We start from the raw sequence: 20,134 nt of genomic DNA, 5'->3' as shown, positions 1-20,134 counted from the left end.
GAATCAATCTGAATCAATCTGGATCAGTCAGAAGAACAGGAAACTCATGACAATGAACAGCGGCGCCAGGATCCCCGCCGACCAGGCCATGTAGCCGAAGAAGCTGGGCATGCGGATGCCGCGCTCCTCGGCGATGGCCTTGACCATCATGTTGGGGGCATTGCCGATATAGCTGTTGGCCCCCATGAAGACGGCGCCGGCAGAGATGGCCGCCAGGGTCGAGGCCAGCGGCCCCATCAGCTCACGCGCATCGCCGGAGGCGGTATTGAAGAACACCAGATAGGTGGGCGCATTGTCCAGGAAGGAGGACAGCAAACCCGTCATCCAGAAATACATCACATCGTCGGGCTTGCCATCGGGGCCGGTCACGGCGCGCACCACGGCAGCAAAAGCGCCCTGCTCGCCTGCGCGCAGCATGGCAATCACCGGAGCAATGGTCAGGAAGATGGCAGCGAAGAGCTTGCCCACTTCCAGCATCGGGCCCCATCCGAATTCATTGCCGGAGCGCGCCGATTTCGGCGTCAGCCACAGCGAGATCAGGATCACCCCCACCAAAGCGCCGTCACGCAGCAGGTTCTGCCACTCCAGCGGCGCGCCCATCAGCTCGGTAGCCACACCCGGCTTCCACAACCCGCTCATGAGCACCAGCCCGACCACGGCGCCCAGCAGCAGTAAATTGACGCGCCCTTCCAGTTGCAATGGCGAGTCCGGTGTGGGATCGAGGGGACGGCGCTCTTCGCGGTTGAGGTAGAAGTGGCGGTCCAGCCCATAGAAGATGAGCAGCAGCGCACCGCACAGGAAGGCCATCGGCCCCAGCAGGTGACGCGCGGTCCAGAAGAAATCGACGCCCTTGAGGAAGCCCAGGAACAGCGGCGGATCGCCCAGCGGCGTGAGCGAACCGCCCGCATTGGCGACCAGGAAGATGAAGAACACCACCACATGCACCGTATGCTTGCGGTCGTCATTGGCGCGGATCAGTGGGCGGATCAGCAGCATGGCCGCGCCGGTGGTGCCCATGATGCTGGCCAAGAGCGTACCCAGCGCCAGCAAGCCGGTATTGAGGGCGGGCGTGCCATGCAGGTTGCCGCGCACGCAGATGCCGCCGGCCACGGTGAAGAGCGCGGTCAGCAGGATGATGAAGGGCAGGTATTCCGCCACCAGCGCATGCACGCTGATGGCCAGCGCCGCATGCGCGCCATGCAGGGCCGCGAACGGCAGCAGGAAGGCCAGCGCCCAGGCGGCGGCGATCTTGCCGAAATGATGATGCCAGAGGGCCGGCATCACCAGTGGCAGCACGGCGATGGACAAGAGCACACCGGCAAAGGGGATGGCCCAGGCCAGCGAGAGGCCTGCGCCGTCGAGTTCGGCGCTCCACCCCGGCAACGGCAGGAGCAAGGCGCAGAGGGCAAACAGGGAGGGGGCAGTGATTCGGGTCAGCAAATGTCGTCCTGAGGAAATGCAGATGAAGAAACTCCCCGCGACCACCTGCCGGCGCAGGCCATCACGAGGAATCACACTATAGCAGCCGACATGCCGCCCGGACGCAAAAACGGCCGAGTGGAAAAACTTTCAGGTATCGTTCAAATCCGGTCAAGCCTTGATCTGGAACACCTGGCGCAGATAATTCACATAGGCCGGGTCATCACACATGTTCTTGGACGGCGTGTCCGACAGCTTGGCCACTGGCTGGCCATTGCAGCGGACCATCTTCATGACCACCTGCAGCGGCGTGTAGCCGAGGTCATTGGTGAGGTTGGTGCCCACGCCGAAGGCCACCTTGGCGCGGTCCTTGAAGCGCAGGTACAAGGCGCGCACCTTGTCGAAGTCCAGGCTGTCGGAGAACACCAGCACCTTGCTGGAGGGATCGACGCGATTGTCGCGGTAATGCTGGATGAGACGCTCGCCCCATTCGAACGGGTCGCCCGAATCGTGGCGTGCGCCATCGAAGAGCTTGCAGAAATACATGTCGTAGTCGCGCAGGAAAGCGTCCATCCCATAGACGTCCGAGAGCGTGATGCCCAGGTCGCCCCGGTACTCGCGCGCCCACATCTCGAAGGCAAAGGTCTGCGAGTCGCGCAGGCGCGGCCCCAGCGCCTGGCAGGCCTGCAGGTATTCATGCGCCATGGTGCCCAGCGGGGTCAGGTCGTGCTGCATGGCGTACATCACGTTGGAGGTGCCGGCGAAGTGATCGCCCATGTGCTGCTTCATCTCGTCGATGACTTCGGCATGCCAGCTGCGCGAGAAGCGGCGGCGGGTGCCGTAGTCGGCGATCTTGCAGCCGGCCAGCTCAGGATCGTCGGTGATGACCGACATCTTCTTGCGCAGCCGCGCCCTGCCCTCTTGCAGATCCGGTGAACGCTGGGTGGCGCGGAAATACACTTCATTGACGATGGCCAGCACCGGCACTTCGAACATGATGGTGTGCAGCCACGGTCCCTTGACGCTGATCTCGATCTCGCCATTGCCGGACGGGTCGGGCTGGACCGTGATGTACTTTTCGTTGAGATGGAACAGGTCGAGGAAGTCGACGAAATCGCTCTTGATGAAACGCAGGCTGCGCAGGTAGTTCAGTTCGTCTTCCTTGAACCGCAACCGGCACAGGGCGGCGATCTCGGCGCGGATCTCATCGACGTAGGGCCGCAGGTCGACGTTCTCGTTGCGGCATTTGAAGCGGTATTCGACTTGCGCGCCAGGGAAATGGTGTAACACCACCTGCATCATCGTGAACTTGTACAGGTCGGTGTCGAGTAAGGAAGTGATGATCATGAAATCCGGATGCGGCTGGCCGCATGCTGCCATGTTGATAGTCCACCTGCACCGCGCGATGCCGGGACGACACCGCCGGGCGTCGCGCCCGCTATCTTAACCGAGATCGGTCAGTCCAAAGCCCCGGTTGCTGCGGGGGCTTTGCGGCCTGGCCGGGTCATTTCGAGGCCGAGGCCGGACGGCGGCTGCGCACATAGGCCGGCGGCGGCAGGTAGGCCGCGCCATCCAGATAGCGCCAGTCGCGCATGCTGCTGCGTCCATCCTTCTGCGAGACCAGGCCGACAAAGGCGCCCAGCGAGGCCTGCTGGTCCAGCGCGCGGAAACTGACCGGCCCCAGCGGCGAGACGAACTGCAGGCCGCGCATGGCCTCCACCAGTACCTCGCCATCGCCGCCGTCGCTCTTCTTCAGACCAGCGGCAATGGCCATCATGGTGGTATAGCCGAACACGGCCGACAATTGCGGGCGTTCGCTGAAGCGCTTCAGGTAAGCCTCGAGGAAGCGCTGGTGCTCGGGCAGGCTGACCTGGTCCCAGGGATAGCCGATGGCCAGCCAGTCACGGATGGCTTCGCTCTGGCTCGGGTCCAGGCTTTGCGCGCCGGCCGAGGCCATCGAGACCACCCGCACGCCCTCGAACAATTGCTGGCGATTGCCGGCCTGGACGAACTTCTGCAGGTCTTCGCCGAAGGTGGCGTTGAAGATGCCATCCGGACGCGACTGGCGGATCGCCCGGGCGACGTCGTCCGCCTTGATCTTGCCCAGGGCCGGCCACTGGTCGCTGACGAATTCCACATCCGGACGCGCCTGCTTCAACAACAGCTTGAAGCTGGCCACGGCGCTCTGACCATATTCATAGTTGGGCGCCACCACCGCCCAGCGCCGCCCCGGCATGCGGGCGGCCTGCTCGGCCAGCATGGCGGCCTGCATATAGGTCGAGGGGCGCACGCGGAAGGTGTAGCGGTTGCCCTTGTCGAGGGTGATGGCGTCGGACAGCGCATCGCCCACCACCAGCACGGTACGGCCGCGGGCCGCCTCGCGCGAGACGGCCAGGGCCACGTCGGAGAGCATGGAGCCGGTCAGCACTTCCACATGGTCCTGGCTGATCAGTGCGCGGGCATTGCGGGCGGCCTGGTCGGCATCGCCGTCGTCCTCGCGCACGACCAGTTGCAAGGGCCGACCACCGACGCCGCCGGCTGCATTGATCTGTTCCAGGGCCAGCGCCAGGCCATTGCGGTAGGCTTGCCCGGCGGTGGAGAGCCGGTGACGGCTGTTGATCTCGCCGATGCGGATGGCCTCGGCGGCATGGCTCGGGCCCCAGGGCAGCGCCAGCGCGGCGGCCAGGCCCAGCAGGAGCGGCCAGCGGAAAAGAGGGGAACGAAGGGATTGCTTGCGATGGGCAGCGTTCACGCCGGACATCCTTATCATCTTGTCGCTCTGACCAGACCGTCGCTTGCACGAAGCGGCGTGCCGGCGGGATCGCCGGCCCTCCGGATGCCCCTGGCGGCGGCTGACCTGATCGCGAGCTTGTTTATTTACTTATACGTAATCTGTATAAGCCTCATTTGTGGGAAAAATCGAATTACCTTAAAATACAAGGCTTTGCGGCGGGTTGCACAGCGGCATTCCGACGGCGCCCACAAGGCGGAGGACTGCCCCAAAATGCAGGCGCTCGGCTCGTCGACTGAACGTCGAGGGTGGGTTGACCAGCCGCAACAAGATTTTAACCGTGCCATATTGCCATCAATTGCGGCGCAGTTAGCCATCGGTTTGAAGAAATTTTACAGATAGGACAGTTATGACCCACGTTGTCACCGATTCCTGCGTCCGTTGCCGCTATACGGATTGCGTGGATGTTTGCCCGGTGGATTGCTTCCGCGAAGGCCCCAATTTCCTCGCGATTGACCCCGACGAATGCATCGACTGCGCCGTGTGCGTGGCCGAATGCCCGGTCAACGCGATCTACGCGGAAGAAGACGTGCCGGCCGACCAGCAGCAGTACATCGCCCTGAACGCCGAACTGTCCCGCAGTTGGCCCTCCATCACCAAGACCAAGGCGCCGCTGCCAGAAGCCGAGGAATGGAAGGACAAGACCGACAAGCTGCAATACCTGCAGCGCTGATCGCTGCGGTCGATCAAACCGGCCGGGCCTGAACCCGGCCAGAATTGCGGTTGCGCATCCAGCCTGGCAGCACCATCGCCCAAGCCAGATGCGCAGCCGTTTGTATTTGACCGGCAGCAAAGACCCTGCCGGCCACATGGGCTGCGCCCCCTGTCAGGCGCTGGCTCGCTGCATCATCACTGGCCTATCCCACCGCCATACGGCCCCGCCGTTAGCCCCTCGCGCTGCGCGCAAGTGTGAAAAGCCGCTCTACTGATCTGATCTACTGAAACAGGAATATCAAGAAAATCATGGAAAACAATGTCCAGACTGCGGCAGCAAACGGTGTCATCGATGCCGACGCCGTCATCATCGGCGCCGGCCCGGTCGGCCTGTTCCAGGTGTTCGAACTTGGCCTTTTGGAAATCAAGGCGCACGTGATCGATTCCCTGCCGGTCGTCGGCGGCCAGTGCGTGGAGCTGTACCCGGACAAGCCCATCTATGACATCCCGGCCGTGCCGGTCTGCACCGGTCAGGAACTGACCGACAACCTGTTGAAGCAGATCGAACCCTTCTCGCCCACCTTCCACCTGGGCCAGGAAGTGACCCTGGTGAACAAGCGCGAAGACGGCCGTTTCGACGTCGAAACCTCCACCGGCACCAGGTTCATCACCAAGACCATCTTCATCGCCGCCGGCGTGGGCTCGTTCCAGCCGCGTACCCTGAAGGTCGAAGGCATCGAGCAGTTCGAAGGCTCGCAGGTGTTCTACCGCGTCAAGGACCCGGCCCTGTTCGAAGGCAAGAACATCGTCATCTGCGGCGGTGGCGACTCCGCCCTGGACTGGGCGCTGAACTTCGTGGGCAAGGCCGAATCGGTGATCCTGCTGCATCGTCGTGAAGAATTCCGCGCAGCGCCCGCCTCGGTGGCCAAAATGAAGGAACTGTGCGAACAGTACGAGATGCAGCTGGTCATCGGCCAGGTCACCGGCACCGAGATCAAGGACGGCAAGCTGGCCGAAGTCAAGGTCACCGGCGCTGACGGCGTCACCCGCCGCCTGCCGCTGGACATGCTGCTGGTCTTCTTCGGCCTGTCGCCCAAGCTGGGCCCGATCGCCGAGTGGGGCCTGGAAATCGAACGCAAGCAACTGAAGGTGATGGATACCGAGAAGTTCGAGACCAATGTCCCCGGCATCTTCGCCGTGGGCGACATCAACACCTATCCGGGCAAGAAGAAGCTGATCCTGTCGGGCTTCCACGAGGCCGCCCTGGCTGCCTTCGGCGCTGCCCCGTATATCTTCCCGGAAAAGAAGATCCACATGCAGTACACCACCACCTCGCCCAAGCTGCACAAGATCCTGGGCGTGGAAAGCCCGGTCTTCGACTGAGCTGGGTGATCGACCCGCCGACCCGCGCGGTCGCGTCATACAGAAGAGCCCCTGTCCTGCGCAGGGGCTTTTTTATGGCCAGCCGCGATGGTGGTATGACCAGCTAGCGGGGCCATAGGCAAAGCATGCTATCCTATTGCGTCGCAACAAGGATAGTGTTGACAGAATGAAAACAAAACAATTCTGTCAGCCAACGATCATCGCCAAACGTTTGTGGCACATGCTTGCTGCGCACCTGGCCCGGCGTGTCGTCCGGGAGGGAAAGCCAGCCGGTGCTTGTATAAAGGTCAGCTATGCTTTATCAACTGCATGAACTCAATCGCGCGTTTCTGAACCCGATGATGCAATGGGCGGAGACCTCAGCCAAGCTTTTCTCGGACCCGGTTTCGCCGCTTGCCCACACCCCCTTCTCCCAGCGTATCGCAGCCGGCTATGAGCTGTTGTACCGCCTGTCCAAGGAATACGAAAAGCCGCAGTTCAACATCGACGCCGTGCCGGTCGATGGCAAGAGCGTTGGCATCGTCGAGGAAGTGGTGGAAGAAAAGCCCTTCTGCCGCCTGATCCATTTCCGCAAGGACCTCAGCGCGCGCCAGGCTACGGCCCTCAAGCAGCCTACCGTGCTGGTGGTCGCGCCGCTGTCGGGCCACCACTCCACCCTGCTGCGCGAGACCGTGCGCGCCCTGCTGCAGGAACACGATGTCTACATCACCGACTGGACCGATGCGCGCATGGTGCCGGTCGAGCAGGGATCGTTCCATCTGCATGACTACGTCTATTACGTGCAAGACTTCATCCGCACACTGGGTCCGGATGTGCACGTGATCTCGGTCTGCCAGCCCACCGTGCCGGTGCTGGCGGCCATCTCGCTCATGGCCAGCGCCAACGACCCCATGCTGCCCAAGAGCATGACCATGATGGGCGGCCCCATCGACGCCCGCAAGTCGCCCACGGCGGTCAATGACCTGGCCACCGAGAAGCCCTATTCCTGGTTCGAGAACACGGTGATCTACAGCGTGCCGGCCAACTACCCCGGCTTTGGCCGCAAGGTCTATCCGGGCTTCCTGCAGCACGCCGGCTTCGTGGCCATGAACCCGCGCCGCCATGCCCAGAGCCACTGGGATTTCTACATGCACCTGCGCGACGGCGACGACGCCTCGGCCGAAGAACACCGCAAGTTCTACGATGAATACAATGCCGTGCTGGACATGCCGGCCGAGTTCTATCTCGAAACCATCAAGGTGGTCTTCCAGGACTTCGACCTGGCCCGCGGCGCCTGGGAAATCGAAGGCCAACTGGTTCGCCCGCAAGACATCAAGTCGGTCGCCCTGTTCACCATCGAAGGCGAGCTCGATGACATCTCCGGCTCCGGACAGACCCAGGCCGCGCAGGAGCTGTGCAGCAGCATTCCCAAGGCGCGCAAGCAGCACTTCACCGTGCCCAAGGCCGGCCACTACGGCATCTTCTCGGGCCGCCGCTGGCGCGAGATCGTCTGTCCCAAGATCGGCGAATTCATCCGCGCCAACGCCTAAGCGCATGATGTTCCCGGCCAGACGGCGCCCCGTTCCGACGGCGGCGCCGTTTTGCTTTGCGCAGCCGGCATGACTTGGCGGCGGTTTGGCCGGATAATAGTGCCCTTATTCTGCTGAACTGCCTGACCGACGTGCCGCCATCCGCCATCACCTCGTCCGCCTCGCTGGCCGACCGACTCGAAGACCTGCTGCCGCAAACCCAATGCACCAGGTGCGGCTATCCGGCCTGCCGCCCCTATGCCGAGGCCATCGCCGAGGGCCGCGCCTCGTACAACCAATGTCCGCCCGGCGGCCAGGAGGGCGTAGCGCGGCTGGCGCAGCTGCTGGGACGGCCAGTGATCCCGCTGAACCCGGAGCATGGCAGCGAACAGCCGCGCCGCCTGGCCGTGATCGATGAAGCGGTCTGCATCGGCTGCACCCTATGCATCCAGGCCTGCCCGGTCGATGCCATCGTGGGTGCGGCCAAGCAGATGCATACCGTGATCGACGCGCTGTGTACCGGCTGCGATCTGTGCGTGGCGCCCTGCCCGGTCGATTGCATCAGCATGGTCGAGGTGACGCCGGGCCGCACCGGCTGGCAGGCCTGGGGCCAGGAGCAGGCTGACGCCGCCCGCGCGCGCCATGCATGGCGTATTCAGCGCCTGCGTCGCGACAAGGAAGAAAACGACGCCCGCCTGGCCGCCAAGGCCGCCGCCAAGTTGAAGGAAGTCGAAGCGGCCGCCGCCGGCACGCCCGAGGAACAGGCCGAACTGGCCCGCAAGAAAGCCATCATCCAGGCCGCCATGGAACGCGCGCGCCTGAAGAAACTACAGGCCGAACAGGTCAGCCATCCGACCGACAGCGAGCAAGCATGAATCCAACCAAACGCCGCGAGATCTTCGAGCGCCTGCGCCAGGCCAATCCCACCCCCACCACCGAGCTGGAATACGCCACGCCCTTCGAGCTGCTCATTGCCGTACTGCTCTCGGCCCAGGCCACCGATGTCTCGGTCAACAAGGCCACGCGCAAGCTCTACCCGGTGGCCAACACGCCCGAGGCGATCTACCGCATGGGCGTGGACCAGCTCATGCCCTACATCCAGACCATTGGCCTGTACCGCACCAAGGCCAAGAATGTCATCGAGACCTGCCGCATCCTGATCGAAGAACACGGCGGCGAAGTGCCGGAGTCGCGCGAGGCGCTCGAAGCGCTGCCGGGCGTGGGGCGCAAGACGGCCAATGTGGTCTTGAATACCGCCTTCGGCCATCCCACCATTGCGGTCGATACGCATATCTTCCGCGTGTCCAACCGCACGGGGCTGGCGCCGGGCAAGGATGTGGACGAGGTCGAGCGCAAGCTCATCAAGTTCGTCGCGCCCGAATTCCGCCAGGATGCCCATCACTGGCTGATCCTGCATGGCCGCTATACCTGCATCGCGCGCAAGCCGCAATGCTGGAACTGCATCATCGCCGACCTCTGCGAATTCAAGCAGAAGACCCCGCTGCCGACCAAGGGCGTCTGAGCCCCCGCCTCACTGGCGCGGCAGGCCGTTGAAGCGCGCCACCGGTTGCCAGCGCTGGTCCTTGACCTCGTACATGGTAAAGCTGGGCTGCAACAGGTCACCCTCTTCGTTGAAAGCCACCGGCCCGCTGACGCCTTCGAAACGCAAGCGATGCATGGCCTCGGCAATGCGTTCGGGATCGATGCTGCCCGACTGGCGGATGCCTTGGATGATGGCCTGCGCGGCTTCGTAGGCAAATATCGCGTACAGATCCATATCGGAATCGAAGTTCTCGCTGTAGCGCTGGCGGAAACTCTTCCAGCCCGGCATCTTGTCCTGCGGCGGCCCGGGCTCAAGCACCAGCGCGCCATTGGCGTCGGGACCGGCGTGCATGAGGAAGGGCAGACCCAGCGTGCCGGGTGACACCATCAGGCGCGCATGCAGCTTGAGCCTGCGGATAGCCTTGGCCAGCACCCCGGCCTGCCAGTCCAGTCCGCCGAAGAAGATCAGGTCTGGCTGCAGCTTGCGAGCCTCCAGCAGGGGCGCGTTGAAGTCCGAGGTCTTGTCGCTGACCGAGTAGCGCCCCACCACCTGGGCGCCGCGCTCGCTGGCCGTGCGTGCGAACTGCTCAGCCAGCCCTTGGCCAAAGGGCGTGCGGTCGTCGATGGTGACCACCGTCCTGGCCTCCAGCTTATGGACGGCGTACTCACCTGCCAAACGGCCCAGGCTCTCGTTGTTGGGAATGGTGCGAAAGATGCGCGGATAGGACATGGCCGTGAGTCGCCGGCTCATCGCCGAGGGCGTGACCTGGATCACGCCAGCGCGATGGTAGACGGGCGCGGCCGCCAGGCTGGTGCCGCTGGTCCAGTGGCCGACCACCGCGATGACCTGCTGCTGCACCAAAGAGCGCGCCACGAACTCGGCCGTGGCTGGATCGGCGCGGTCATCCTGGGCGATGAGCCTGAGCTGCCAGGACTTGCCGCCGATGCGCAGGCCGCGTCGGTTGGCCTCGGCCAGCGCCAGTTGCACGCCATTCTGCATGCTCTTGCCGACGCCCCCGGAAGGTCCGCTCAAGGGACCGGCAAAGCCGATGGCCAGCGTCGGTGTCTCTTGCTTGTCCGGCGACGGCGCGCGCGGCTGGGCTGTCGCCCCGATGGGCGCACCGAGTGTGGCCAGCGCCAGCAGCGCAGCCAACAGCCTTGCAACACATTGCATGCACTATCCCTTCTCTAAACCGGGCCTCTTCCCCCCTACCGGTGGAACCGGTGCGGCCGGTGCTGGCTGGATGGATTATTCGGATGCTTGTTGTACGGCAAGAATATTACTTCAGGAATGCTCTCACGTGGCGGTAGGCTTCAGGATGCCTGAAGCCGCAGACGTTGCAGCGTACAATACCGCTTTGTCACCGATCACCTGCACCGCCATGTTCACGCCGTCCCAGCACGATGTCCGTCGTTTTTTCTGCGAAGCCTACCGCAAGCACCAGGGCAATGAGATCCTGACCCCGCTGGAAGCCATCGCCCGCGACTGGATCATGCAGCACCCCGAATACCACGAGGGACTGCGCGACGTGGAAGAAGCCCTGGCGGCGGACTATTCGGTCGAACGCGGCCAGACCAATCCCTTCCTGCACCTGTCGATGCACCTGTCGATCACGGAGCAGATCTCGATCGACCAGCCACCGGGCATCCGCGCCGCCTTCCAGCTGCTGGCGCAGCGCCGCGGCTCCGAGCACGAAGCGCATCACGAGATCATGGAAGCGCTGGGCGAGATGATCTGGAATGCCCAACGCAGCGGCCTGCCGCCGGATGGGGCGGCCTATATCGAGAATATCAAGCGCAGGGCGCAGGGATAAATCTGGCGCGCATGCAAAAAAGCCACGCCGCAGACAACTGCCGACGTGGCCTCAGTGCTTGGGTGGTGCGCCTACTTACGTACCACCAGACTGCCCGGCAAGCTATGCAGATAAGCGGCGATATCGATGATATCGCGATCACTGAGCGGCTTGGCCTGGGCCCCCATGACGGCGTTGTTGCGGCCGTTCATGGCCGTGTCGCCGCGCCGGTAGGCGGTCAGGGCGTGCTTGAGATAATCGGCATGCTGGCCGGCCAGCTTGGGATAGGCCGGTTGGGTGGGCGAGTTGTAGTCCTTGCCATGGCAGGAAGCGCAGTTGTACTTTTCGGTCAGCGCGCGGCCATTGGCTACGTCAGCAGCACTGGCGGCCTGCGCGCACAGCGTGGCTGCAGCCAGCAGGCACAGGGTGATCAGGTTCTTCTTCATCTCGTGGCTCCCCCTTACTTCTGCTGCGAATAGTAGGCGGCCAGGTCGGCGATGTCCTGGTCCGACAGGCTGGCGGCCACTCCCATCATGGAGGGATGCTTGCGCTCTCCCTTCTGGTAGGCGTGCAGGGCGCTTTCGATGTAGGCAGCGGACTGGCCACCCAGCATCGGCACCTGATAGACCTCGGGATAGCTGGCCTTGTAGCCAGGGATGCCATGGCAACCGATGCACATGGAGACTTTGTTTTCAGCAGCCTTGGCATTGCCGACGATGTCCGCCGCAGACGCGCTGCCGACTACGCCGACGAGGGCAAGAAACACGAGGTGTTTTTTCATGTGAGCAGGGTAAAGATGATTGGACTTGCCATCCGCCCCACCCATATGGCGGCGTGGCGGACACCCGACGAAACGCATCTTTTGCTACCAGCGGCAAACTTTATCGTGCTTGTTAGATTGCCTGGTCCTGCAGGTTTGGCTGTTCTGCTATGGCTCAACCGGTGTTTCGGCTCAAGCTGGTCTCTCCACTCCCCCTGCCTTGCGCAAAAAACGGTTTGATTCTAACCAATAAAACCGCGAGCGTCATCCCTGTGAAAAAACCGCATCCATGACCCGCAACAGCCCACCCGGCGCGGACTTCGACCTGCTGACACAGTTGTGTGCAATGCAATATCCGGCCCGATGGAAGAACCAGCCAGGCCGGTTCAGGCCACATTCAGGCTACATGACGACGCACAGAAGACTGCACATCGTCATCACGCTCAAGTGAAGCCAGGCGCGGCATCTGATCGTCCGGACCGGGATCGTCGCCGCCATCGTCATCGTCCGGCTCATCCTCGTCGGACTCATCCCGCACTGCCGCATGCGCGCGCTCGGGCAAGATGAAGAACAAGGGACGCACGACGAAACGGCGCAACACTGCCCGCATGGCGACATTGCGCGCGCGCCGTGGCAGATCGCGCGAACGCAGGGCCAGCGCCAGCGCGCAGGCGAACGCGACGGCCACCGACAGCAAGCCGGTGACGGCCACCCCGCCCGCGGCCAGCCAGAACGCCGGCGTCATCAGCGCCTGCCAGCCCAGGCTGAAGATGGCGGCCGTCAGCGTGCCGGCCGCCAGGGTGACATGACGGATATCCAACGGCAGGCTGAAGAAGGCCGCGACCACCGGCGCCATGCCCAGCAGCAGCGCCAGCGCGAAGCTGCCGGCAATGGTGGCGACATTGCGTTCCAGCCAGGCCGCGCAACGCTGGGCGCGCAAGGCGCCCAGGCCATGCACGAGGCGGCGATGGTTGGAGACCACCTCGCGCACCCGGCGCAGTGCGAACCAGTTGTCGGCAAAGCCCGCCGCCAGGCTGGCCAGCCACAGCAGCACGCCGGTCAAGGCGGCATACAAGGGCGTGGGACCGACCAGCGACAGCGACGCCACGCTCTGGCGCGCCGCCTCCAGCGACATGGGCTGGCGACCCAGGGCAAACCAGCCCAGCGCGCACAGCGCCGCCGTCACCGGCACGACCGCCAGCAAATTGCCAAAGATGCCCGCCGATTGCGAGCGCAGCAATCGCCCCGATTCAGCGATCAGGTCGCGCATGCCCTCGGCATCCAGGTCGCCCATGCGCGAGGCCAGCGCCGGCGCGGTCACGGCAGGCTGGCGAGTGGCCAGCACGCCGCCCAGCGCGGCGATGATCAGGAAGCTGGCGGCATAATTGAGCGAAGCCAGCGCGCCATCCACGAAATGCACCACGCCCAGCATCGACAGGCTTTGCTTGAGCAGCGCGGTGCCGGCAATGACCGCCCCGCCCAGCAGACCCGCGCGCATGACGCGGCGATAGCCCGCCGCATCGCGGGCAATGGCCTGCTCGCGGTGATCGGCATTGCGTTCCACCATCTTGCGCGCCAACAGCGCAAAGCTGCGCCGCATCAGGCCGCGCACCGAATCACGGTGATGATGGGCCGAAATCAGGTCGCACAGCAGCAGTTGCACCCGCCCCGCCCCCGGCTTGACCGCCATCCCGGGTACGGCCGGGCTGATCGCCGGACCCGGCATGCCCGAACGCACGTCGATCAGGCGCCCGATGCGCTGCAGATGCGCGCGCATGCGCTCGACCCGGTAGACCAGGCTGACCGAGACGCCATATTCATCCAGGTGGGCATAGATGCGGTCGGTCTGCGCATGGCACACCGCCACCAGCATGCGCACGCTGCGCAAGGCGCCCATGTCGCCGGGCTGGGCGCGTAGCCAGGCTTCCATTTCGCGGCGCAGCGCCAGGAAGGGTGTGGCGCGCATGGGCATCTTGGGTTCCAGGCGCTGGCGGAAGGCCGGGCTGATGCCATCGGCCACCACCGTCGTGGTCAGGTAGGTGATGGCTTCTTCGATCTGCTGCCAGTACATGTGCGAGATGCCATCGTCAGCCATGAGCTTCCACAGGCGCTGCAGCAGATCATTGTCCAGCTCCAGCAGCCAGACGGCGTCGTCCGGGTCGGGGAACAGGGCGGTGAAGAGCGACGACAGGTCGGTGGGTGAGAGGTGCCGGGGCAGGATCAGGCGCGCCAGGCGTTCGGACAGTTCGCCGAAGAAGCCGGGTTCGTGGGGCAGTCCGGTGGTCGAGAAGAGTTCGGGGCCGGTGGCTTCGCGCAGCGTTTTTTGCAGCGCATTCTGTACCGCCCGGCGCACCTCGCGGTGCTGGTCCAGCCAGTCCAGCAGGATGGCAAGCCGCTCACGGCGCACCTGGTGCCAGGCCCGGCGATCGAGGAAGGATACCGCCGGGCGATGACGCAGCCATTCGACCACGTCGATCATCCAGTTGGCCCGCTCATGCCAGCTGGAGGCCGGATCGGCGCGGCGCATCAGCACCTCCAGCTGACGCCCGACATCCTGGCGATCCATGTAGCGCGCCTGCATGCCGTGACGCATTCGTCTCCACACCACCAGCATCTTGAAGAAAAGGAATTTCATGAGCAGTGAGCGCCGGGGCGCTGTCAGTTCTGTCAGTTGTTGCATGCGGAGAACCGTATATAGGAACGGTTTCGCCAATTTCAAGCGGAATCAGGGGGCCAGGGTTTTCCCTTATACTCGAGGAAACCTGCGGTCCTGCTGCTGCAACGCCGCATCCCAACGACGCCCCGACCACAGCAACTGACAAGGACAGCATCCATGCCAGATCATTCCACCGTTCCTGCGACCCCGATCAAATTCACCGGCAGCGAGCACTACGTCGCCACCGATGACCTCAAGCTGGCGGTCAACGCCGCCCTCACCTTGCAACGCCCGCTGCTGATCAAGGGCGAACCCGGCACCGGCAAGACCATGCTGGCCGAGGAAGTGGCCGCGGCCCTGGGTCGTCCCTTGCTGCAGTGGCATATCAAGTCCACCACCAAGGCCCAGCAGGGCTTGTACGAATACGATGCGGTCTCGCGCCTGCGCGATTCACAGCTGGGCGAAGAACGCGTCAAGGACATCCACAACTACATCGTCAAGGGCGTGCTGTGGCAGGCCTTCACCGCTGACGAGCCGGTGGTGCTGCTGATCGACGAGATCGACAAGGCCGACATCGAATTCCCCAATGACCTGCTGCGCGAACTCGACCGCATGGAGTTCTACGTCTACGAGACGCGCGAACTGGTGCGCGCCCGGCATCGTCCGCTGGTGGTCATCACTTCCAACAACGAGAAGGAACTGCCGGACGCCTTCCTGCGCCGCTGCTTCTTCCACTACATCAAGTTCCCGGACAAGGAGACCATGCAGAGCATCGTCGATGTGCATTTCCCGCACATCAAGCGCGATCTGCTGGCACGGGCGCTGGAGGCCTTCTACCAGGTGCGCGATGTGCCCGGTATCAAGAAGAAGCCCTCCACCTCGGAACTGATCGACTGGCTCAAGCTGCTCATGGCCGAAGACATCCCGCCCGAAGCCCTGCACAGCCAGGACAACAAGGCCGTGGTGCCGCCGCTGCATGGCGCACTGCTCAAGAACGAGCAGGATGTGCATCTGTTCGAGCGCCTGGTCTTCATGTCGCGCAACCATCGCTGAATCCCCTCCTACCTGCCGGAGCTGCCATGCAATTCCTCTCGCCGATCACCCTCAAGGGCCAGTTCGCCACCATCGAGCCACTGCATGCCGAGCATCACGACGCGCTCATCGCCGCCGTGTCGGACGGCAAGCTATGGAAGCTCTGGTACACCGCCATCCCCAAGCCGGAGAGCATGCGCGCCGAGATCGAACGCCGCCTGCACCTGCAGCAACAGGGCAGCATGCTGCCCTTCGTGATCCGCCGCAACGACACCGGCGCGCTGTGCGGCATGACCACCTACATGAATGCCGACTCGGTGCACCGGCGCGTGGAGATCGGCTCCACCTGGTACGCCGCCAGCGCCCAGCGCACCGGCATCAATACCGAGTGCAAGCTGATGATGCTGACCCACGCCTTCGAAGACATGCACTGCATCGCCGTGGAATTCCGCACCCACTGGATGAACCAGCAATCGCGCGCCGCCATTGCCCGGCTGGGCGCCAAGCAGGACGGCGTGCTGCGCAATCACATGCGCATGCCGGATGGCTCCTATCGTGACACGGTGGTATTTTCCATCATCGAATCGGAATGGCCGACGGTGCGCCGCCATCTGCAGTTCAAGCTGGGCCGCTGAAGTCGCACCCATGCTGATCGATTTCTTCTACATCGTGAAACAGGCTGGCGTACCGGCCTCGATCAAGGAATTCCTGACCCTGCTGGAGGCGATGGACAAGCAGCTCATCTCGCCCTCGCTGGACGAGTTCTACTTCCTCTCACGGCTGACGCTGGTCAAGGACGAGGCCCACTTCGACAAGTTCGACCGCGCCTTTGGCGCCTACTTCAAGGGCATAGAAACGATCTTCGAGAAGCGCCCGGAGATTCCGCTGGAATGGCTGGTCAAGCAGTTGCAGCGCGATCTGACGCCCGAGCAGAAGGCCGCCATCGAGAAGTTCGGCTATGACAAGCTGATGGACCGCTTAAAGCAATTGCTGGAAGAACAGAAGGAACGCCACGAAGGCGGCAGCAAGTGGATCGGCACCGGCGGCGTCTCGCCGTTTGGCCATGGCGGCTACAACCCCGAGGGCATCCGCATCGGCGGCAAGGGCGGCCAGCGCAGCGCCGTGAAGGTCTGGGAAGAACGCCAATACCAGGATTACGATGGCGAGCGTGAGCTCGGTACGCGCAACATCAAGGTAGCGCTGCGCCGCCTGCGCCGCTTTGCGCGGGAAGGACTGGACGAGGAGCTGGCGCTGGACGATACCATCCGCGCCACCGCCAGCAATGCCGGCTACCTGGACATTCGCATGCAGCCCGAACGCAAGAACAAGATCAAGGTGCTGATGCTCTTTGATGTGGGCGGCTCCATGGATGACCATATCGCTCGCACCGAAGAACTGTTCTCGGCGGCGCGTACCGAATTCAAGAACATGGAATTCTTCTACTTCCACAACTGCGTCTATGACTACCTGTGGAAGAACAACCGCCGCCGCCACGCCGAACGCTTCCCGACCTGGGACGTGCTGCGCAAGTACACGCCCGACACCAAGCTCATCTTCGTGGGCGACGCCACCATGAGTCCCTACGAGATCGTGCAGCCGGGCGGCGCGGTGGAATACAACAACGCCGAGGCCGGGGCCGAATGGCTGCAGCGCTTTACCAGCACCTTCCCGCATTTCGTCTGGCTCAATCCCGAACCGGAAGGGCTGTGGCAATACCGCCAATCGATCGCCCTAATCCGCCAGCTGATGAATGACCGCATGTTCCCGCTGACCATGGATGGACTGGAAGGGGCGATGCGCTTGCTGAGCAAGTAAGCTGCGTTTCGAGCCCCCTACCTACCGTTCGGACTGAGTAGCCGCTTGCGGCGTATCGAAGACACGCCTGCGGTCAATCACCGGAGCGCCTTCGATACGCCGCGTTGCGGCTACTCAGTCCGAACGGGATGCGGGGGCCACGGGGTGAAGTGGCTCAGGCGGCAACAGGGGTATAACCCGCTTCCTCGATAGCCTCGGCAAACTGCTGCGCCGGCAGGCTGCTGTCGATGACCACACGCTTGTCGGCCACGGTGATATCGACCTTGGCATTGGCGTCCACCTCCTTGACGGCCTTGGTGATGACACCGGCACAGTGGTTGCAGGTCATGTCGTTGACGGTGAAGGTGGTGCTCATGGCGTTTCCTTTCATAAATAGAACGAAGATGACAATGGCAGAAGCTTAAACCTTCCCGCCATGGCAAGGTCAAGCGCGACTGCATGCCAAGGTGCGTCATGCGACAATCGGACTTGACCTTACCCTCATGGGAAGGATGATGATGCAGGCATCGACTTCATCTTCCCGGACAATTCGCATGAATGATTCCACTGCCACCCGCACCGACATCAGCCTCGACATCGAAGGCATGAGCTGCGCCTCCTGCGTGATGCGCGTCGAGAAAGTGCTCAAGAAGATCCCCGGCGTCACCGAGGTCAGCGTCAACCTGGCCACCGAACGCGCCAGCATCGCCACTGCCGGCGCCGTCGCGCCGGAGCAGCTCATCGCCGCCATCGAAAAGGCCGGCTACCACGCCCGCGCGCACCTGCCCGAGGAGACCGCCCCCGCCGCCAAAGCGGCCCTGCCCTCCTGGTGGCCGGTAGCGCTGTCTGCCGCGCTATCGCTGCCGCTGGTGCTGCCCATGCTGCTGGCGCCGCTGGGCGTGCAATGGAGCCTGCCGCCGCTGTGGCAATGGCTCTTGGCCACGCCCGTGCAATTCTGGCTGGGCTGGCGCTTCTACCACGCCGGCTGGGGTGCGCTGCGCGCGCGCTCGGGCAACATGGACCTGCTGGTGGCGCTGGGCACCAGCGCGGCCTATGGCCTGTCGCTGTGGCAATGGCTGACCTTGCCCGCCATGCCCACCATGCCCGGCCATGAGATGGCCATGCCCCACCTCTACTTCGAGAGCTCGGCCGTGGTGATCACGCTGGTGCTGCTGGGCAAATGGCTGGAAGGCCGCGCCAAGCGCCAGACCGCCGACGCCATCGCCGCGCTCAACGCCTTGCGTCCGGACAACGCCCGTGTGCGCCGCAATGGGCAGGACTTCGAGGTGCCGCTGGCCCAGGTACGCGTCGGTGATCTGGTGGTGCTGCGCCCCGGCGAGCGGGTGCCGGTCGATGGCGTGGTGCGCGAGGGCCGCAGCCATCTGGACGAAGCCATGCTGACCGGCGAGAGCCGCCCGCAAGCCAAGCAAGCCGGCGACCCGCTGACGGCAGGCTCCATCAATGCCGAGGGCGTGCTGGTATTCGAGACCACGGCCATCGGCGCCGAGACGGTGCTGGCGCGCATCGTGCGCATGGTGGAACAGGCACAGGCGGCCAAGGCCCCCATCCAGCGCCTGGTGGACCAGGTCAGCGCCGTGTTCGTGCCGGCGGTGCTGCTGCTGTCGTTGCTGACGCTGCTGGGCTGGGGTCTGCTGCAGGGTGACTGGGAACAGGCGCTGCTCAATGCCGTGGCGGTAATGGTGATCGCCTGCCCCTGCGCACTGGGCCTGGCCACGCCCACGGCCATCATGGCCGGCACCGGCGTAGCAGCGCGCCACGGTATCCTGATCAAGGACGCCGAAGCGCTGGAGATCGCCCACCGGGTCAATGTGGTGGCCTTCGACAAGACCGGCACGCTCACCCTCGGCCATCCGCGCCTGCTCGAGCTGGAAGCGGCCCAATCCATGAACACAGACGAACTGCTGGCGCTGGCGGCGGCGCTGCAAGCCCACAGCGAACATCCGCTCGGACGCGCCGTGCGGGAAGCCGCTGCGCAGTCGGCACAGGCAAGCCGGCAGGCCGAACAGGTGCGCAGCGTGGCCGGCCTGGGCATCGAAGGCGTCGTCGAAGGGCGTCAGCTACTGCTGGGCAGCAGCCGCTGGATGCAGCAATTGCAGGCACACGCTCCGGCCCTGCAAGCGCGCGCCGAGCAGTTGCAAGCCCAGGGTCGCACCCTCTCTTGGCTGGCCCAGCGCGATGACAGCGGAATCGCGGTGCTGGGACTACTGGCCTTCGGCGACCAGATCAAACCCGGCGCGCAGGCCGCCATCGCCACGCTGCACCGCATGGGCGTGCGTAGCGCCATGCTCAGCGGCGACAACCTCGGCGCGGCGCAACAGGTGGCCAGCGAACTGGGCATCCAGGAAGTGCGCGCCGACGTGCTGCCGGCCGACAAGGCCGAGGCCGTCACGGCGCTGCGCAAAGGCGGCGCGCAGGTGGTGGCGATGGTGGGCGATGGCGTCAACGACGCGCCCGCGCTGGCGGCAGCCGATGTCGGCATGGCCATGTCCACCGGCACCGACGTGGCCATGCAGGCCGCCGGGGTGACGCTGATGCACGGCGATCCCGGGCTGGTGGCCGACGCCATCGACATCTCGCGGCGCACCTACGCCAAGATCCGCCAGAACCTGTTCTGGGCCTTCATCTACAACCTGGTCGGCATCCCCCTGGCCGCACTGGGCCTGCTCAACCCCATGCTGGCGGGCGCGGCGATGGCGTTTTCCAGCGTCAGCGTCGTCAGCAACGCCCTGCTGCTGCGCCGCTGGCAGCCCCATGCGCCAGTCAGCGCCAAGGAGTGAATCC

18 protein-coding genes are annotated in these 20,134 nt (G+C 64.1%); 10 read left to right on the top strand and 8 right to left on the bottom strand.

What is annotated here, in order from left to right; genetic code table 11:
- Positions 1-27: 27 nt before the first annotated feature.
- From BGK68_RS14450 to BGK68_RS14440, 3 genes are all read right to left on the bottom strand, one after another.
- Positions 28-1,437 (bottom strand): sodium:proton antiporter, encoded by a 1,410-nt coding sequence (locus BGK68_RS14450; protein ID WP_407645729.1) that lies wholly within the window; start codon positions 1,435-1,437, stop codon positions 28-30.
- Between the two features lie 153 nt (positions 1,438-1,590).
- The gene (gene pncB / locus BGK68_RS14445; RefSeq protein ID WP_075259837.1) at positions 1,591-2,766 is read right to left on the bottom strand and encodes a nicotinate phosphoribosyltransferase; all 1,176 of its coding nucleotides are present in this window, start codon (positions 2,764-2,766) and stop codon (positions 1,591-1,593) included.
- Positions 2,767-2,923: 157 nt separating this feature from the next.
- Positions 2,924-4,171: an ABC transporter substrate-binding protein gene (locus BGK68_RS14440; protein WP_407645691.1), complete on the bottom strand. Its 1,248-nt coding sequence runs from the start codon at positions 4,169-4,171 to the stop codon at positions 2,924-2,926.
- Positions 4,172-4,559: 388 nt separating this feature from the next.
- On the opposite strand from BGK68_RS14440, the gene fdxA reads away from it, so the two are divergent.
- The 5 genes from fdxA (at position 4,560) to nth (ending at position 9,277) form a co-directional block, all read left to right on the top strand.
- Positions 4,560-4,883 carry a ferredoxin FdxA gene (gene fdxA, locus BGK68_RS14430; protein ID WP_013233640.1) on the top strand — a complete coding sequence of 108 codons (324 nt, stop codon included), beginning with the start codon at positions 4,560-4,562 and terminating at the stop codon, positions 4,881-4,883.
- Between the two features lie 290 nt (positions 4,884-5,173).
- Complete coding sequence (locus tag BGK68_RS14425) at positions 5,174-6,247, top strand: NAD(P)/FAD-dependent oxidoreductase (RefSeq protein WP_075257679.1); 1,074 nt, start codon at positions 5,174-5,176, stop codon at positions 6,245-6,247.
- 293 nt (positions 6,248-6,540) lie between these two features.
- Positions 6,541-7,776, top strand: a complete 1,236-nt coding sequence (locus tag BGK68_RS14420; protein WP_075257678.1) for a polyhydroxyalkanoate depolymerase — start codon at positions 6,541-6,543, stop codon at positions 7,774-7,776.
- A 131-nt stretch (positions 7,777-7,907) separates the two neighbouring features.
- Positions 7,908-8,630, top strand: coding sequence for an electron transport complex subunit RsxB (gene rsxB / locus BGK68_RS14415; RefSeq protein WP_075257677.1), 723 nt, complete (start codon positions 7,908-7,910; stop codon positions 8,628-8,630).
- Positions 8,627-9,277: an endonuclease III gene (gene nth, locus BGK68_RS14410; RefSeq protein WP_075257676.1), complete on the top strand. Its 651-nt coding sequence runs from the start codon at positions 8,627-8,629 to the stop codon at positions 9,275-9,277. The genes rsxB and nth overlap by 4 nt, the downstream gene beginning before the upstream one ends.
- A 9-nt stretch (positions 9,278-9,286) precedes the next feature.
- On the opposite strand, the gene BGK68_RS14405 is transcribed toward nth, so the two are convergent.
- Positions 9,287-10,471 (bottom strand): branched-chain amino acid ABC transporter substrate-binding protein, encoded by a 1,185-nt coding sequence (locus BGK68_RS14405; protein WP_075257675.1) that lies wholly within the window; start codon positions 10,469-10,471, stop codon positions 9,287-9,289.
- Positions 10,472-10,679: 208 nt separating this feature from the next.
- Between BGK68_RS14405 and BGK68_RS14400 the strand changes: the two genes are divergently transcribed.
- The gene (locus BGK68_RS14400) at positions 10,680-11,111 is read left to right on the top strand and encodes a DUF1841 family protein (protein ID WP_013233632.1); all 432 of its coding nucleotides are present in this window, start codon (positions 10,680-10,682) and stop codon (positions 11,109-11,111) included.
- A gap of 71 nt (positions 11,112-11,182) precedes the next feature.
- On the opposite strand, the gene BGK68_RS14395 is transcribed toward BGK68_RS14400, so the two are convergent.
- From BGK68_RS14395 to BGK68_RS14385, 3 genes are all read right to left on the bottom strand, one after another.
- Complete coding sequence (locus BGK68_RS14395; RefSeq protein ID WP_075257674.1) at positions 11,183-11,536, bottom strand: c-type cytochrome; 354 nt, start codon at positions 11,534-11,536, stop codon at positions 11,183-11,185.
- 14 nt (positions 11,537-11,550) lie between these two features.
- Positions 11,551-11,871, bottom strand: coding sequence for a c-type cytochrome (locus tag BGK68_RS14390; RefSeq protein WP_075257673.1), 321 nt, complete (start codon positions 11,869-11,871; stop codon positions 11,551-11,553).
- Between the two features lie 376 nt (positions 11,872-12,247).
- Positions 12,248-14,485, bottom strand: coding sequence for a site-specific recombinase (locus BGK68_RS14385; RefSeq protein ID WP_075259835.1), 2,238 nt, complete (start codon positions 14,483-14,485; stop codon positions 12,248-12,250).
- A 198-nt stretch (positions 14,486-14,683) separates the two neighbouring features.
- On the opposite strand from BGK68_RS14385, the gene BGK68_RS14380 reads away from it, so the two are divergent.
- Genes BGK68_RS14380 through BGK68_RS14370 form a run of 3 tightly spaced genes read left to right on the top strand, consistent with a single transcriptional unit; the run spans position 14,684 to position 17,353 of the window.
- Positions 14,684-15,559, top strand: coding sequence for an AAA family ATPase (locus BGK68_RS14380; RefSeq protein ID WP_075257672.1), 876 nt, complete (start codon positions 14,684-14,686; stop codon positions 15,557-15,559).
- A 26-nt stretch (positions 15,560-15,585) separates the two neighbouring features.
- Positions 15,586-16,173 (top strand): GNAT family N-acetyltransferase, encoded by a 588-nt coding sequence (locus BGK68_RS14375; RefSeq protein ID WP_075257671.1) that lies wholly within the window; start codon positions 15,586-15,588, stop codon positions 16,171-16,173.
- 10 nt (positions 16,174-16,183) lie between these two features.
- Positions 16,184-17,353: a vWA domain-containing protein gene (locus BGK68_RS14370; RefSeq protein ID WP_075257670.1), complete on the top strand. Its 1,170-nt coding sequence runs from the start codon at positions 16,184-16,186 to the stop codon at positions 17,351-17,353.
- Between the two features lie 154 nt (positions 17,354-17,507).
- On the opposite strand, the gene BGK68_RS14365 is transcribed toward BGK68_RS14370, so the two are convergent.
- Positions 17,508-17,708, bottom strand: a complete 201-nt coding sequence (locus BGK68_RS14365) for a heavy-metal-associated domain-containing protein (protein WP_013233623.1) — start codon at positions 17,706-17,708, stop codon at positions 17,508-17,510.
- Between the two features lie 178 nt (positions 17,709-17,886).
- Here BGK68_RS14365 and BGK68_RS14360 point away from each other — a divergent pair, with 178 nt between their 5' ends.
- On the top strand, positions 17,887-20,130 hold the full coding sequence (locus tag BGK68_RS14360; RefSeq protein ID WP_075257669.1) for a heavy metal translocating P-type ATPase: 2,244 nt from the start codon (positions 17,887-17,889) through the stop codon (positions 20,128-20,130).
- Positions 20,131-20,134 lie beyond the last annotated feature (4 nt).

Source organism: Herbaspirillum camelliae, from assembly GCF_001929405.1.
GTDB classification, from domain to species: Bacteria; Pseudomonadota; Gammaproteobacteria; order Burkholderiales; family Burkholderiaceae_D; genus Herbaspirillum; species Herbaspirillum seropedicae.
Note: the sequence above shows the minus strand (reverse complement) of the source record. Positions and strands in the feature narration are given on the sequence as shown.